Annotated in this window: 11 protein-coding genes; 4 read left to right on the top strand and 7 right to left on the bottom strand. The window is 62.6% G+C overall.

The window, feature by feature from the left end:
- Positions 1–72: 72 nt before the first annotated feature.
- Positions 73–2,517 carry a GGDEF and EAL domain-containing protein gene (locus tag ACB028_RS06080; RefSeq protein WP_223378908.1) on the bottom strand — a complete coding sequence of 815 codons (2,445 nt, stop codon included), beginning with the start codon at positions 2,515–2,517 and terminating at the stop codon, positions 73–75.
- 262 nt (positions 2,518–2,779) lie between these two features.
- On the opposite strand from ACB028_RS06080, the gene ACB028_RS06075 reads away from it, so the two are divergent.
- A complete protein-coding gene (locus tag ACB028_RS06075; protein ID WP_042028137.1) occupies positions 2,780–3,049 on the top strand; it encodes a hypothetical protein in 270 nt (89 codons plus the stop codon).
- Positions 3,050–3,053: 4 nt separating this feature from the next.
- Here ACB028_RS06075 and ACB028_RS06070 read toward each other — a convergent pair whose 3' ends face one another.
- The 4 genes from ACB028_RS06070 to torC form a co-directional block, all read right to left on the bottom strand.
- Positions 3,054–3,422 (bottom strand): hypothetical protein, encoded by a 369-nt coding sequence (locus ACB028_RS06070; protein ID WP_124239054.1) that lies wholly within the window; start codon positions 3,420–3,422, stop codon positions 3,054–3,056.
- 4 nt (positions 3,423–3,426) lie between these two features.
- Positions 3,427–4,095: a molecular chaperone TorD gene (torD, locus tag ACB028_RS06065; RefSeq protein WP_042028135.1), complete on the bottom strand. Its 669-nt coding sequence runs from the start codon at positions 4,093–4,095 to the stop codon at positions 3,427–3,429.
- A gap of 98 nt (positions 4,096–4,193) precedes the next feature.
- On the bottom strand, positions 4,194–6,686 hold the full coding sequence (gene torA, locus ACB028_RS06060) for a trimethylamine-N-oxide reductase TorA (RefSeq protein WP_371143754.1): 2,493 nt from the start codon (positions 6,684–6,686) through the stop codon (positions 4,194–4,196).
- Positions 6,687–6,713: 27 nt separating this feature from the next.
- On the bottom strand, positions 6,714–7,877 hold the full coding sequence (gene torC / locus ACB028_RS06055) for a pentaheme c-type cytochrome TorC (protein ID WP_042028133.1): 1,164 nt from the start codon (positions 7,875–7,877) through the stop codon (positions 6,714–6,716).
- 148 nt (positions 7,878–8,025) lie between these two features.
- Between torC and torR the strand changes: the two genes are divergently transcribed.
- Entirely contained in the window at positions 8,026–8,739 is a 714-nt protein-coding gene (gene torR / locus ACB028_RS06050; protein ID WP_201980008.1) for a two-component system response regulator TorR, read from the top strand.
- Positions 8,740–8,802: 63 nt separating this feature from the next.
- Here the strand turns inward: torR and ACB028_RS06045 are convergent, their stop codons facing one another.
- Positions 8,803–9,207: a GFA family protein gene (locus tag ACB028_RS06045; RefSeq protein WP_371143753.1), complete on the bottom strand. Its 405-nt coding sequence runs from the start codon at positions 9,205–9,207 to the stop codon at positions 8,803–8,805.
- A 25-nt stretch (positions 9,208–9,232) separates the two neighbouring features.
- The gene (torT, locus tag ACB028_RS06040; RefSeq protein WP_371143752.1) at positions 9,233–10,285 is read right to left on the bottom strand and encodes a TMAO reductase system periplasmic protein TorT; all 1,053 of its coding nucleotides are present in this window, start codon (positions 10,283–10,285) and stop codon (positions 9,233–9,235) included.
- Positions 10,286–10,355: 70 nt separating this feature from the next.
- Between torT and torS the strand changes: the two genes are divergently transcribed.
- Together torS and glyA are read left to right on the top strand one after the other, a co-directional pair.
- Positions 10,356–13,196 carry a TMAO reductase system sensor histidine kinase/response regulator TorS gene (gene torS / locus ACB028_RS06035; protein WP_371143751.1) on the top strand — a complete coding sequence of 947 codons (2,841 nt, stop codon included), beginning with the start codon at positions 10,356–10,358 and terminating at the stop codon, positions 13,194–13,196.
- Between the two features lie 163 nt (positions 13,197–13,359).
- Positions 13,360–14,613 carry a serine hydroxymethyltransferase gene (glyA, locus tag ACB028_RS06030; protein WP_201940678.1) on the top strand — a complete coding sequence of 418 codons (1,254 nt, stop codon included), beginning with the start codon at positions 13,360–13,362 and terminating at the stop codon, positions 14,611–14,613.
- Positions 14,614–14,689 lie beyond the last annotated feature (76 nt).

The following is a 14,689-nucleotide window of genomic DNA, read 5'->3' as shown; positions in this document are numbered from 1 at the left end:
TTGTCAGTTAGGGGGTAGGAAAAATCGGCCCCCGGCATTTGCTGTACCGAGGGCCTGTTTCAATGGTGTGACCTAGGATTGGGGGGGCGGAGCCAGCCGGTGGCTCATATGCTCCACCTGTAGCGGCTTGCTGAACAGATAGCCCTGACCTTCACCGCAGTTGAGCGACTGCAAGAAGGCATACTGGGCCTGGGTCTCGATCCCTTCCGCCGTGACCTCCATATCCAGGCTGTCCGCCAGATTGATGATGGTCCGGCACAGCTCGCGGCTGTTCTTGTCATCGGGTAGCGCCTGGACGAAGGCGCGATCTATCTTGATGCGATCGATGGGCAGGCTTTTTAGCAGGCTCAGGGATGAGAAGCCGGTGCCAAAGTCGTCGATGGCGATCTGCACCCCGAGGTTTTTCAGTCGGGTGAAGAGTTCAAGGCTCTGATCGACCCGCTGAATGATGCTCTCGGTCACTTCGATTTCCAGCCGCTCTGACGGGAATCCGGTCTCCTTCAGGATGGCGGCGACCCGTTCAACATAACCGGGGGAGCGCATCTCCCGCACCGATACATTGACCGAGAGGCGGGGTACGTCAAGACCTGCCGCCAGCCAGCGCTGCCCTTGGCGGCAAGCGCTGCGCATCACCCACTCCCCGATTTTTTCGATCAGTCCGCACTCTTCCGCCACCGGAATAAAGCGGGTCGGAGCGATCATCCCCTCATGGGGGTGTTGCCAGCGTATCAGGGCCTCCAGTCCACTCAGGTGGCCAGTGGTGAGGTCGGTCATGGGTTGGTAGAAGATGCAGAGTTGATCCTGCTCCAGTGCCTTGAGCAGCCCTTGTTCCATCTGCATTCTTTCCCGGGCACGGGCGGCCATGCTGGGGGTATAGAACTGGTAGCCGTTGCGCCCCTGGCTCTTGGCTTCGTACATGGCGCTGTCTGCTGCGCTGATCAGGCTCTCGGGCGTATCGGCATGGTCCGGGTAGAGGGCGATCCCGATACTGGCGGAGATGGCGACCTGCTCATGGGCCAGTTCTACAGGCTCACGCAGCACATCCAACAGGGTACTGGCCAGCATCTCCAGCTCTTCGGGCTGATCCAGATAGGGGATTAACACCAGAAATTCGTCGCCGCCAAGCCGTGTTGCGAGATCGTGTGCTTGCAGGCAGCCGTGGATCCGCTCGGCCAAGCGCTTGAGCAACTGATCGCCGACCCCGTGGCCCAGGCTGTCGTTGATCAGCTTGAAGCCGTCCAGGTCGATAAACAACAGCCCCAGTCGCTTTCGGTTGAGTTTGGCCGTCTTCAGCTCAAGGGCCAGCCGCTCCTGCAACAGATGGCGGTTGCCAAGCTCCGTCAGGGGATCGTGGTAGGCCAAATGGTTGAGCTCGGCCTCGACCTTGCGGATGGCGCTGATGTCGGAGAGGGCTATCACGAAGTGAGTGGTGTTGTTGAAACTGTCGTAGACGGCGCTGATCTGCTGCCAGGAGGAGAAGTAGCTGCCATCCTTGCGCAGGCACAGTCGTTCGCCATGCCAGGTATTGTTGCCCGGTTGCAGCTGATACCAGGGATAGTCGCGCGCACCGTGGGTTTGCGGATGCATGACCATGTCCATAGTGTGCCCCATCACCTCGTCTGAGTCGTACTGGGTCAGCATGGTGAATGCCGGGTTGACCGAGATGATGCGGTGGTCGTGATCGAGAATGATGATCCCTTCGGCCGTGGTATCGAAAACCACGTTGGCCTGGTGCAGCCGCTCCTCCTGGCGGCGGCGGGCGGTGGCATTGTGGATCACCCCCATCACCCGGCGCCCGACAGATTCGGTGGCAGGGACGTGATCGGCATGGATGTCGACCCAGTGACGCTCATCAAGGTGGTTGATGTAACTCAAGGTGAGGTGGATTGGCTGATCCCCCAGCAGGGCGGTCTTGAGCTGGTTGCCGGATTCGGGCTCGAAACAGTCGACGAACGACTGCAGCCCCCCGAGGAAGCGGTTGTTTCGGGGGCCCAGCAGGGAGCCAATCTGCCCCTCAAACAGCAGACGGTCTTCTGTAACATGCCATTCCCAGACCCCGATCTGGGCCGCGCGCATCGCCAGTTGCAGCCGCTGCTCGGTTTCGTACTGCTCCGTGATGTCCCGCACGATGGCGAGGATCCCGTTAAGCTCCCCCCTTTCATTGCGCATCGGGCTGTAGGTGGCTTGCCAGCGTCGGTAGCTGCAGCCGTGAGCGGCGGTTTGACCCGAGATGGCGATATCCACATAGGGCACACCGCTGCGCATGATCTGCTGAAACATGGGCTCCAGGGTAGGGGCCAGCTGGGGCACCACCTCCCGCAATAACTTGCCATGGTGCTCCGCGATGCTCTTGCCGTTGATGTCGGCCAGTACCTGGTTGACCTTGCGATAACGAAATTCGCGATCGAATACGCCTATGCCCAGCGGCGCCGTATCCATCAGCTGTTCCAGAACGGTGTGATCAGACAGCTGGGTCAGGAGTGCCTCGGCATCGGCATTGAAAAGCTTCCCGTCCATGAAGACCTCGGCATTGACTGATTTGTTACTTAAGTGGGTTTCAGTATGGCACGAACTCTCGGGTAGGGAGTCAGCTGGGGTTAGGTGATCGTTTTCAGAGGGCGGCAAAAACCTCGTTCAGACCAGGCAGCAAGGGCGTCTACGGAGAGATCCACCCTCTGATAAAGGCATTAATAGCGACCTTGCTCTTTCCTCGAGCATAAGATGCGGCAAAAATATGGAAAACAAGGCGTATGAGAGACGATAAAGAGGAGTTTGTTTGATGATTGGATTGATGTTGCTGGCCGCAGCCTGGCAGTTTGAGGCCCCCGCGTTCGAATCGGATTTTGCCGGCCAGGGCTATGTGGAACAGGGGGCTGGACTGGCGCCATCGGTGCGTGAACAGGTAGCCGATTCATTGAACCAGTCGCTGGTCGATGAGCCGTTCCCGCTCCAGTTCAAGAAAACGCCCCGCTATCAGGGCGACTCTCCGCTGACCCGCTATCTCAACGAACGGGATGACAGCTGGCAGCTGGAAATCGGCGGCCAGTAGGCCGTCACCCCTTCTCGCGGCCGAAGGCCTGAATACCCCGCACGAAGACCAGCCAGCCGATCAGGTGGAAAGGCAGAGCCATGGCGTAGAGCAGCAACCAGTGGCTCTCGGTGCCGCTGCTATTGATGAAATCGATCCAGGAGGCCAGCAGGGCCAGCATGCCCGCTATCTGGAAGCGGCGGCGCAGCACCACCTCGACGCCCAGATTGGCAAGATAGAGCGTCAGCAGTATGCCGGCAAAGCCGGTGAGCTGGGCGGTGCCGTAGAGTTCTCTGTCCGGGTTGAACAGCAGCACGGCGAGGGGAGTAATGCCCTGATCCAGCGGGATCAGGGCCAGCAGCCAGCATGCGATCAGGAGCAGGGCTGTCTTCATCGGCTTAGCCGGCGCTTTGGGCCGGTTTGATCAGGCTCAGGTAGTTGGCATCCATCTTGAGGAATACCCCCAGCAGACGGGCACTCGCCCCGTAGAAGCCGAATTCGTCGGCAGCGCGACAGGCGCTCTCGAACTGCTCGAACCACCCCAGCAGGTGATGGTGCAGCAGCGCTTCCTGCTCCTTGAGCCACTCCTCGCGCTGGGCGGCCGTGGTCGCTTCGGCGGCGCGGATGATGAGGTTGCCCATCAGGTCCAGCTCGATGGCCAGGTGATCGGCGGGCTCCTTGTACTTCTCGCTGATGTTGATGCCGAGGCGATCGAGGCGCGCCTGCATCTCGGCCATGGGGGCCTGCATCAGCAGCTTGCCATCGCCGCGGTAGAGCGACTCATAGGGCAGGGCTCCCTGCTTGGGATCGACCAGAAACAGGCCGGCGAAGTCGGCAGCGAGCTCCAGCTGGCGATCGGGACGCACCAGCAGGCGGGCGATGGCATCGTTCAGTTCGGCCACTGCCTCGCGCATGGGGTCTAGGGTAGAGAGGCTCTTCAAGAAGCTGCGCACGTCGTAGGTGTCGTATTCAGCGATCTGTGCATCACTGAGTTCGGCAGCGAACAGGGTGGAGAACCACCAGTAAAGCTCGGCCCGGCGTTCGCTGGTAGCCATAAATTCCTGCATTTTTCCTCCGTGGATGACAATCGGGAGCCATAGAGGCTCCCGATTCTAACGACTTTAAAAATAAAGGAAACTCAAGGGGGGACTTTCGTCCCCCTGGTTCACAGTGCCGGGAACATGGGATCGATGCCCTTGGCGGATTCCGGTGCCCCGAAGGCGGTGACGGCTGGCGCCTGCCCTTGGAACTTCTCGATCTCCACCAGCGCGGTGTGGGCCGTGGTGGCCTGCGCCAGGCTGGAGGAGCCGATGTCCGCGGTCAGCACGTTGGGATCGCCATAGGTACAGAGAGTCCCCACCTTGCCGCCTTCCTGCGGGCCGTACCAGGCACCTTCCTGGATGCGCACCACGCCGGGGGCGTAGTCTTCGCTCACCACCAGACCGGCCAGAACCTGACCGCGGCCGTTGAAGACCCGCACCAGATCCCCGTCCTTGAGCCCGCGCGCCTTGGCGTCCTGCGGGTTCATATAGACCGGCTCGCGACCCTGCACCGTGTAGGTGGCACGGTAGTTGTCGGAGGAGCAGAGCTGGCTGTGCAGGCGCTTGTCCGGGTGACAGGATTGCAGGTGCAGCGGGAACTGCTTGCTGCCATGGCCACCGTGGGAGCGCTCGTAAGGCTCGATCCAGACCGGGTGGCCCGGGCAATCCGCGTAACCGTAGTCGGCGATGGTCTTGGAGTAGATCTCGATAAGACCGGACGGGGTGCCCAGCGGTTCCAGATCCGGCTCCTGACGGAACGACTCGTGACGCACCCAGGGCTTGCCCGCCGGGAAGGTAACGAAACCTTCACCGTGCCAGAACTGGCTGAAGCGGGGCAGGCGGATGCCGATGCCGCGGCCCTGCAGGCGGGCATCGTCATAGATGCTCTGGATCCACTCCAGCTTGGTCTTGCCACCGGTGAACTCGGCCTCGCGATCGAAGCGACGGCACAGGTCGGCGAAGATGTCGTAGTCGTCGCGCGCCTCGAACAGCGGCTCGACCACCTTGTGCATGGCCAGGATGCCGGCGTTGGAGTGGGAACCCCACTGCTCGATGTCATCCCGCTCATAGGTGGTGGTGGCCGGCAGCACGATATCGGCGAAGCGGCAGCTGGCGGTCCACTGGTGATCCACGCTCACCACGGTTTCCAGCTTGCGCCAGGCGGCGATCATCTTGTTGCGATCCTGCTGGTGGTGGAACGGGTTGTTGCCGCAGAACACCGCCATTTTCATCTCCGGGTAGGTGATGGTCTGACCGTTGAAGGCGATGGTCTTGCCCGGGTTCAGGATGCAGTCGACGAAACGGGCCACCGGGATGAACTTGGAGTAGCCCTTCCAGTCGCCGTTGTGCAGCGGCTTGACCCCGGGAATGACGGAGCTGAAGCCGGACATGATGGGACCGGTAGAAGTGATGGTACCGGCGCCGTTGTAGTGCCAGCCAAAACCGTAGCCGCCCCCCGGCAGGCCAATTTGGCCCAGCATGGAGGCCAGTACCACCAGCATCCAGGCGTACTGTTCGCCGTGGTGCATACGCTGCACACACCAGCCGCCGATGAGCTGGGTGCGGCCGCTGGCCATGGTGCGCGCCAGCTCGCGAATGGTCTCGGCAGGCACGCCACAGATGGCGGAGGCCCACTCGGCATCCTTCACCTGGCCATCCTTGGTGCCCAGCAGATAGGGCAGGAACTTGTCAAAGCCGGTGGTGTAGTTCTTGAGGAAGTCCTCGTCGTGACGCTTTTCGCTGTAGAGGGTATGGGCGATACCCAGCATCAGGGGCACGTCGGTCTGCGGGTTCAGGGTAACCTGATCGCAATTGAGGTACTTCTGGGTTTTGGACTTGACCGGGTCGACGCTGATGACCCTGATCTCGCCCTTGGCCACTTTCTCTTTCAGCTGTTCCCAGTATTCGTAGACGCTGTGATCCGGCACCAGCCAGCCCACCTGCAGGTTCTTGATGGGATCGGAACCCCAGATGACGATGGTCTTGCTGTGCTCCAGCACCAGGGGCCAGGAAGTCTGCTGCTCGTACACCTCCATGGCGCCCGCCACGTGGGGCAGGATCACCTGGGCGGCGCCGGTGGAGTAGTCACCGGCCTTGGCCAGATAGGTACCGTGCAGGTTCATGGCGCGGCCCAGCATGGCGCCGGCGGAGTGCAGCTTGCCGACCGACTGCCAGCCTGAGTGACCGGCGTAGAGGGCGCTCGGGCCATAGGTCTTCTGCACCCGCTCCAGCTCGTGATAGAAGAAGTCCAGCGCCTGGGACCAGGTTACCCGCACGAAGCGGTTCTGGCCGCGCTCGCTGGTGTCGGACTGGTGGCCCTTGCGCAGCCAGTCCAGACGCACCATGGGGTAGCGGATGCGGGAGGGGTTGTAGACCACTTCACTCAGGGCCTTGAGCATCTCGGTCGGATGCTTGTCATGCTCGAACGGCAGGGTCTCGACCCAGCGGCCGTTGACCACACGGGCGCGGAAGGCGCCCCAGTGGGAGCCGGACTGCACCAGTTTTTCGCCGGACTCGGCGGCCATCACGGCGCGACCGAGCAGGGAGGGGCCGATCAGGGCACTGGCACCGCTGGCCAGCAAGCCACCCAGAAAACCACGACGGGAAATATTGATCATCTTGTTATTCCTCTTTCGAATCCGGAATTAGTGGCTGCCCTGACCACCGGTATCGGCGGCATGGTTTTGCAGGTACTTGAGCAGGGTGCGCTCCTCTTCCTTGCTCAGGCGATAGTAGGCAGACATGGCCTTGAGACCCGAGATCCAGCCGTTGGCGGTGAAGTGAGCCGGATCCGGCGCCGCGTGGCAGGAGTTGCAGGTGGACTTGTACATCTCGCCGGCATAATCCCAGATCGGTTTGAGGGAGGATTCGAGGCCCTTGCCATCGACCCAGGCCTGAACCTGCACCTGTTCCCACTTGATATGGGTGGCGCTGTCAGTTTCCTGTTTCAGGATCTTCTCGTTTGCCTTGAGCTCGTCACGGATGGTGGCCACGAAGACTCGCTTGCCCATGTACTCGCTCAGCACGCGGCCCTTGCCTTCGGTTTCGCGCCAGCCTTCGATGGTCACCTTGAGGCGATCGCCGCTGCGGGCCACGACTTCGATGCGGGAGGCGGGCAGCAGCTTGCCGACCGGATCGGTGCTCTCTTCGCTTTCGTAGAGATCCTTCTCACCCAGGGTGTAGAGGGTCTCGGCGGCCGGTGCCTGCTGGGCTTCGCTTGCCAGGGTGGCGTAGGTGGCACGGAAGCCGCCCGCCATGTTCGGCAGTTCGTGAGCGATGCCCTTGTGGCACTCGATGCAGTTCATGTTCTTCGCGGCGGCCTCGGTCATCGCCTTGGCGGCGGCAGGAGACTGCTTGGCGTGGTCCATGTTGTCGTAGCTGTGGCAGGACTTGCAGGTCTTGGAGTTCTGGCTGCTCATGCGCGCCCAGACCTTCTCGGCCAGGTGCAGACGCCTGTCTTCAAACTTCTCCTGGGTGTCGATGCTGTGACCGATGTACTGCTGATAGAGGTCGTTGGCCGCCTCCATCTTGCGGGCTACCTTGCCGACGAAGTCCTTCGGCTGGTGGCAGTCGGTACAGACGGCCTGGACGCCGGAGGCGTTCTTGAAGTGAATGGACTCCTTGTACTCGGGGTAGACGGTGTCCTTCATGGTATGGCAGGAGATACAGAACTCGAGGGTACTGGTCTTCTCGAAGCCGTAGTGCAAGCCAACGGTACCGGCCAGGGTGACCCCGACGCCGGCCAGAACCAGCGCCAGCACCGACCAGCGACGGCTGGGTGTGCGCAGGAAATGCCACAGTTTTTTCATAATGGTCTCTCACATCACTTTTTTGATGGAGGCCATGATAGGGAGGCGTTGTGAACAGGGCTGCCGTCGGAAATTAATGAAATAGGGGTATTTATGACAAAATATGAATAGAATAACCCTCCCTTGTTAAACGCCGCGGACCTTGCCCATGAGCCACCACATTCTGGTTGTTGAAGATGATGCCGTCACCCGCGAGAAGCTGACCGGCTATTTCGAACGGGAAGGCTATCGGGTGACCGCGGTCGAAAACGGCCAGGAGATGCGGGCCGTGCTGGCCGAGCAGGAGGTGGCCCTGGTGATGCTGGACATCAACCTGCCGGGGGAGGATGGCTTGCTGCTGACCCGTGAACTGCGCGCCCGCAGCACAGTGGGGATCATCCTGGTGACCGGTCGCAGCGATGCGGTGGACAGGATAGTGGGCCTCGAGATGGGAGCCGACGACTATGTCACCAAACCATTCGAGCTCAGGGAACTGCTGGTGCGGGTCAAGAACCTGCTATGGCGCATCTCGTTGGCCGCAGCCCAGCCGTGCGAGCCGGCCCCGGCCGACGATGCGGTGCGTTTTGGTCCCTGGCGCTTCGATATTCCCCGTCGCCAGCTCAGCAAGGACGGGGTGCCGGTGCGCCTGACCAAGGCGGAGTACGAAGTGCTGGTGGCCTTTATCGCCAACGCCGGGCGGGTGCTGAGTCGGGAGCGGATCCTGGCCCTCACCAGCCACCGCGGCGATGGCCCGAGCGATCGCACCATAGACGTGCTGATCCGCCGGCTGCGGGGCAAGATGGAGCAGGATCCCCGGGATCCCCAGCTGTTTGTCACAGTTCACGGGGAAGGCTACCTGTTTGCCGGCGAGATAGCCTCTTAAAAGCAAGGGCGCCATATCAGGGCCTGGTGCTTTTCCTCGCGCAGGCCGTTATATCAGAGGGACTCAGGCCGGTGGCCGGGTGTCGAACTGCGGGCAGTCGCCCCCTATCTGGTGCCAGGGCGCCTTGGAGCCGACGAAGATGTGAAAGGCGGGGCGCTGGCTGGGCGCCTCGTCCAGCACTCCCAGCCTCAGATTGATCTTGCCGCTGCTGCGTTTCTGACTGAACAGGCTGGAGCCGCAGTGGCGGCAGAAGGCAAGGGTCGTCTCCGCCGATTTCTGATAGCGGGTGATGGCATCAATGCCCTTCACCACGTTGACCTTGTCACCATCCAGCCCGCCGACGGAGGCGTAATCCGCCCCTGAAAACTTGCGGCACTCGGAGCAATGGCAGTTGCCCATGTAGTCGAATTGATCCGGCAGGGTCAGGGCGACGGCGCCGCACAGGCAGCTTGCATGCAATGTTCTCATCTCTTCTTCCTTGAGTTTGGTGGCGTTACTTGCCGCTGGCGTCGGTACCGACCCGGTAGACGGGGCGAAAGGCGCCATCAGACAAGGAGTTGCCCGGGTCGGCCAGAGGGGCCTCCAGGGTCAGGATGGGGGGGCCCATCACTCGCGGGCACTGGCGTTCGCCAGCATCGGGCTTTTGCAGCAGGCAGACTGCCTGGGCCACAGCGAGGCGCCCTTGCTGGCGCATCTGATCGCTGTTGGCGGTCAGGATCTTGCCCCGGCGCAGGCCGCGCTGGACCCCGTGGCTGAAGTAGGTGCTCAGCACTTTGGGACGATCGAGCTGGCGCTGCGCCAGCTCGTTGACCGCCACTTCGGCGGCGATGGCACCACCCACCAGATAGTCGAGGTCAGGATGGCGGGCCAGGGTTTGCTGCACCAGAGTACGCTGGATCTCGCGGCTGTTGTCACCGCGCGCCGTGGTCACCAGTCTGATGGCGCTTCCCTTGATGCCGTCGGCAAAACCCGGCTCGACGAAGTTGTTGCCGCCGCTCGCCTGCGGGCCGGGGAAAAGGGCCACCGAGACCGGCGGGCTGCCGGCAGGGTGGCGCTTTGCCAGCCAGTGGCCAATCTGCCAGCCCATCTGGTACCAGGAGACCCCCACCTTGGCCCGCACCAGCCCGGCAGGCAGATCATTGACCAGGCCGAATACCGGCAGCGGGCTGGCGGTGATCGCCTCGTTCAGGCCGTCGTAGCTCACCGCGCCGAGCAGGATGGCGTCGCTCCCCTCGCTCACGCACTGCTGCAACTGCTGGCGCTGTTCGGCAATGGCGCCGTAACCGCCCGCCTCATGAATGCGCAGTTTCACGCCGAGCCGCTTTGCCTCTTCCACCATGCCCTGATTGACCGACAGCCAGTAGGCGTCGCGTAGATGGGGATAGAGGGCGCACAGGGTCAGGGGGCGCGCAAGGGGGGCTGGCGCTGGCCAGTCGAGGCTGACCGGTTGGCCGCTGAAGGTGCCGTCGGGCCAGTGATCCACCTCGAAGGCGTGGACACAGGCCGGGAGCAAGATGAGCAACAGGGAGAGATAGACGCTTCGCATGGCCAGGGGTTTTGTTAAAGTGTGGAGCCATATTATCCGGTCAAAGTCGACCACAACCAAGGTACTTCCCGTGAGAATCTTTTCCGGCCTGGGCGGCAAGTTGTTGCTGGCCTTCTCCCTGATGGCGCTGTTGACCCTGAGCGCCTCCCTGCTGGGGTGGATCGGGCTCACTCATCTGCGTCAGCTGGAGCAGGGGGTACAGCAGACCCTGGCGGATCAGGAGCTGGCCCGCACCCTGGCGCGGCTGAGCGGCGAGATCCAGAGCTCCTCCCACCTGCTGGCCTCCGCGACCAGCGAAGGGGAGCGGGAGCATCAGGGGCGGCTGCTCACCCTGCAGGGGCAGCAGATGCAGCGCGTGCTGGAGCAACTGGGCCATGGGGGTGGCAAGCAGACGCCCGATGAGTTGCACCAGCTCAGCCAGACCATCATCGGCAACCTGGGCCAGCAGGGCTGGCTGGTAGGGGAGCGGCTCACGTTAATGGCTGAAGGTAGTGCCCTGCGCTCCCGCCTGGTGGCGGCCGCCGGTCAGGTGGCGGAGCTGGCCCGCAGCCAGATGGAGAACGCTGAAACCGTGATGGTGGCGGGGCTCGGCTCCCTCTATTCACTGCAAGGACGGTCTGCAGGTCGGGCGATCGATCGGCTGCTGGAGCAGGATCTCGACTGGCTGGAGCAGATGACGGAGCTACGTCATCGTACCCTGATGCAACAGCAGCGCATCGAGGAGATCTGGCGCAGCGAGCAGCAGGAGGGGCTGCAAACCCTGTTGCAGGACGTGCGCCGTGAGCTGGCCATCCTGCGGTTGCGATCCGGGGCTGTGACGGATCCGGCGCGCCGCCAGGCGGTCGAGCAGGCGCTGACTGTGCTGGAGCAAAGCGATCGGCTGGTGCAACTGCGCAGCGACTGGCTCGGCAAAGGGGAGGCGCTGCGGGTGCTGGCCGCCGCCAACGAGGCCCTGATGGAGAGTCTCAACCGTCAGGTCGGTAGCCTGGTGAACAAGGCCCGGGACTCCCTGGGGGAGAGCCAGCAGGCCCTGAGCGCCCGGTTGCAACTGCTGGAGCAGGCCCTGATGGTGATCGGCCTGTTCACCCTGGTGCTGCTCATCCTGCTGATGTGGCGCATGGTTTATGGTCGCATCGTCTGGCCGCTGCAGCATGCGGTGGAGGGAATGAGTCGCCTGGCCAAGGGGGATCTGACGCCGTTGACGCCGGTCGGGGAAGCGGGGCGCGACGAGCTGGCGGAGCTTGCGCGAGCACTGCAGGTGTTTCGTGACAATGCCATCGAACTTGGCCGCTACCAGCGGGAGCTGGAGTCGCGGGTCGAGGAGCGCACGGAGCAGCTCAGCCATGCCAATGCGCGCCTCAACGAAGAGGTGGAGAAGCAGCGGCTGGCCCGTGCCGAGGCGGAGCAGGCCAATCGTGCCAAGTCGGTGTTCCTCGCCACCATGAGCCACGAAATTCGCACCCCCATGAACGGCATACTGGGCGGCCTCACCCTGCTGGAGGACACCCATCTCAGCGAGACCCAGCAGCGCTATCTGGCCGCCATCGAGCACAGCGGCGAATCCCTGCTGGAGATCCTCAACGACATCCTCGACTACTCCAAGATAGAGGCGGGCCATGTGGAGGCGCGTCGCGAGCCCTTCCCCCTCCATCAGCTCGCCGATGAGCTTATTGCCCTGTTCAGACCGAAGGCCGAGGGAAAAGGGGTGGCGCTGGCGCTGGAGTATGCCCCCTCGCTCCCCCCCGTGGTGGAGGGGGATGTGGGCAAGCTGCGCCAGGTGCTCGCGAACCTGTTGGGCAATGCGGTCAAGTTCACTGGCGAGGGGCACATCACCCTGGTGGTGGCCCCTCTTGCCTGTGCAGGCCCCTGCGCCGAGCCTTGCATCCGTTTTGTGGTGAAAGACACGGGCCCCGGCATCCCGGCGGGGGAGCAGGAGGCGGTGTTCGAGGCCTTCCGCCAGCGCAAGCGGGACATGGGCCATCAGGGGGGCACAGGGCTTGGGCTTGCCATCAGCCGCCGGCTGGTGGCCGCCATGGGCGGAGAGCTCAATCTCTCCAGCGAACCGGGTCAGGGCTGTGAATTCAGCTTCAGCCTGCCACTGCAGCGCTCGGCCGCCCGGTTGCCGACGAGCTCCCAGCCGGTGCGCCTCGGTCAGCCGCGGGAGATCCTGCTGGTGGAGGATAACGAGATCAACCGGCTGGTAGCCCAGGGCATGCTGGCACGCCTCGGCCACAAGGTCACTCTGGCCGAAGACGGACGCACTGCGCTGGCGCGGGTGACCGAGCGCCCCTTCGAGCTGGCCCTGCTCGACATCAACCTGCCGGACATGGATGGCATGACGTTGCGCGAGGATCTGGTCGCCATCAGCGAGGAGGAGCATGGCTGCGGCCTGCCTGCCATCGCCATCTCGGCCCAGATGTACCCCGAGGATATCCGCCACTGTCTCGCCGCCGGATTTGCCGATTTTGTCGGCAAGCCGGTGCGCCTGGCGGCCCTGGCCAGCGCCATCGAACGCCTGTTTCAGGAAGAGGGCGAGCCTGCCGCACCACTGCTTGTCGAGCAGGGTTTGCAGCCCGTCCCGGCTGAGCCGACGCGGATCGCCAACCCGGTGCTGGAAGCTGACCTGCACCTGCTGGGCGGGCCGCGCATCCGCCAGCTGGCCGAGTTGTTCGCCAGCCAGGGGGGCGAGCTGGTCACCAGGCTGGAGCAAAGCGATGACGAAGAGCAGAGGCGATCTCTGGCCCACAAGCTCAATGGGAGCGCCCTGGCCCTGGGGCTCGGAGAATTTGCCGATTACTGCGCCGCGCTGGAGGCAGGAGAGGGGGATCCTGGCACATTGAGGGGGCGTTTCGAGGCGGCGCAGCAAGCGTTGGAAGCGTGGCTTTCACACCATGTTCCCCCGGCATCCTGATCGAGGAGGGGGCCTTCAGATCTGAAGACGTGATCGCACTCGTTTTTTACAACATAAATTCAACATTTTTTTAGGTGGTTGGACTGTCTCTTTGATCCAGCTCACGTTACAATGCGCTGGCCCACTTCACCTAACGCGCAAACGATTTTCAGGAGAGAAACGGATGTTGAAACGTGACATGACCATCGCCAATTATGATCCGCAATTGTGGCAGGCCATCACAGACGAGACCCGTCGTCAGGAAGAGCATATCGAGCTGATTGCGTCTGAGAACTACACCAGCCCCCGCGTCATGGAAGCCCAGGGCTCCCAGCTGACCAACAAGTACGCCGAAGGCTACCCGGCCAAGCGCTACTACGGTGGTTGCGAGTATGTGGATGTGGTCGAAACCCTGGCCATCGAGCGCGCCAAAGAGCTGTTCGGTGCCACCTACGCCAACGTGCAGCCGCACTCCGGCTCCCAGGCCAACAGCGCCGTCTACATGGCCCTGCTGCAGCCGGGCGATACAGTGCTGGGCATGAACCTGGCCCACGGCGGTCACCTGACCCACGGCTCCCCGGTCAACTTCTCCGGCAAGCTGTACAACATCATTCCCTACGGCATCGACGAGTCCGGCAAGATCGATTACGACGAGATGGAGCGTCTGGCCGTTGAGCACAAGCCGAAGATGATGATCGGTGGCTTCTCCGCCTACTCCGGCATCGTCGACTGGGCCCGCATGCGCGAGATCGCCGACAAGATCGGTGCCTGGCTGTTCGTCGACATGGCTCACGTGGCTGGCCTCATCGCCGCTGGCGTCTACCCGAACCCGGTTCCCCATGCTCACGTGGTCACCTCCACCACCCACAAGACCCTGGCCGGTCCGCGCGGTGGTCTGATCCTCTCCGCCGCTGACGACGAAGATCTGTACAAGAAGCTCAACTCTGCCGTCTTCCCGGGTGGTCAGGGTGGCCCGCTGATGCACGTCATCGCCGGCAAGGCCGTCGCCTTCAAAGAGGCGCTGGAGCCCGAGTTCAAGACTTATCAGGCCCAGGTCGTGAAAAACGCCAAGGCGATGGCCGCCACCTTCATCGAGCGCGGTTACAAGATCGTCTCCGGCGGTACCGACAACCATCTGATGCTGGTTGACCTGATCGGCCGCGAGCTGACCGGTAAGGACGCCGACGCAGCGCTGGGCAAAGCCAACATCACCGTCAACAAGAACTCGGTGCCGAACGATCCGCGTTCCCCGTTCGTCACCTCCGGTGTGCGTATTGGTACCCCGGCCATCACCCGCCGCGGTTTCAAGGAAGCCGAATCCATCCAGCTGACCCACTGGATCTGCGACGTGCTGGACAACCACGACAACGACGAAGTGCTGGCCAACACCCGCGAGAAGGTGCTGGACATCTGCCGCCGTTTCCCGGTTTATGCATAATCCGCCTGACCTTTTAGGTTGAATAGCAATGCCACCCTCGGGTGGCATTGTTTTTTCAGGGCTTTTACCGGTTTTC

The sequence above is a fragment of the Aeromonas sp. S9(2024) genome (assembly GCF_041403185.1).
GTDB classification, from domain to species: Bacteria; Pseudomonadota; Gammaproteobacteria; order Enterobacterales; family Aeromonadaceae; genus Aeromonas; species Aeromonas enteropelogenes.
Note: the sequence above shows the minus strand (reverse complement) of the source record. Positions and strands in the feature narration are given on the sequence as shown.

Coding starts and splice junctions, on each gene's coding strand:
- ACB028_RS06080 (WP_223378908.1), bottom strand. CDS start 2,517: ATGGACGGGAAGCTTTTCAATGCCGATGCCGAGGCACTCCTGACCCAG.
- ACB028_RS06075 (WP_042028137.1), top strand. CDS start 2,780: ATGATTGGATTGATGTTGCTGGCCGCAGCCTGGCAGTTTGAGGCCCCC.
- ACB028_RS06070 (WP_124239054.1), bottom strand. CDS start 3,422: ATGAAGACAGCCCTGCTCCTGATCGCATGCTGGCTGCTGGCCCTGATC.
- torD (WP_042028135.1), bottom strand. CDS start 4,095: ATGCAGGAATTTATGGCTACCAGCGAACGCCGGGCCGAGCTTTACTGG.
- torA (WP_371143754.1), bottom strand. CDS start 6,686: ATGATCAATATTTCCCGTCGTGGTTTTCTGGGTGGCTTGCTGGCCAGC.
- torC (WP_042028133.1), bottom strand. CDS start 7,877: ATGAAAAAACTGTGGCATTTCCTGCGCACACCCAGCCGTCGCTGGTCG.
- torR (WP_201980008.1), top strand. CDS start 8,026: ATGAGCCACCACATTCTGGTTGTTGAAGATGATGCCGTCACCCGCGAG.
- ACB028_RS06045 (WP_371143753.1), bottom strand. CDS start 9,207: ATGAGAACATTGCATGCAAGCTGCCTGTGCGGCGCCGTCGCCCTGACC.
- torT (WP_371143752.1), bottom strand. CDS start 10,285: ATGCGAAGCGTCTATCTCTCCCTGTTGCTCATCTTGCTCCCGGCCTGT.
- glyA (WP_201940678.1), top strand. CDS start 13,360: ATGTTGAAACGTGACATGACCATCGCCAATTATGATCCGCAATTGTGG.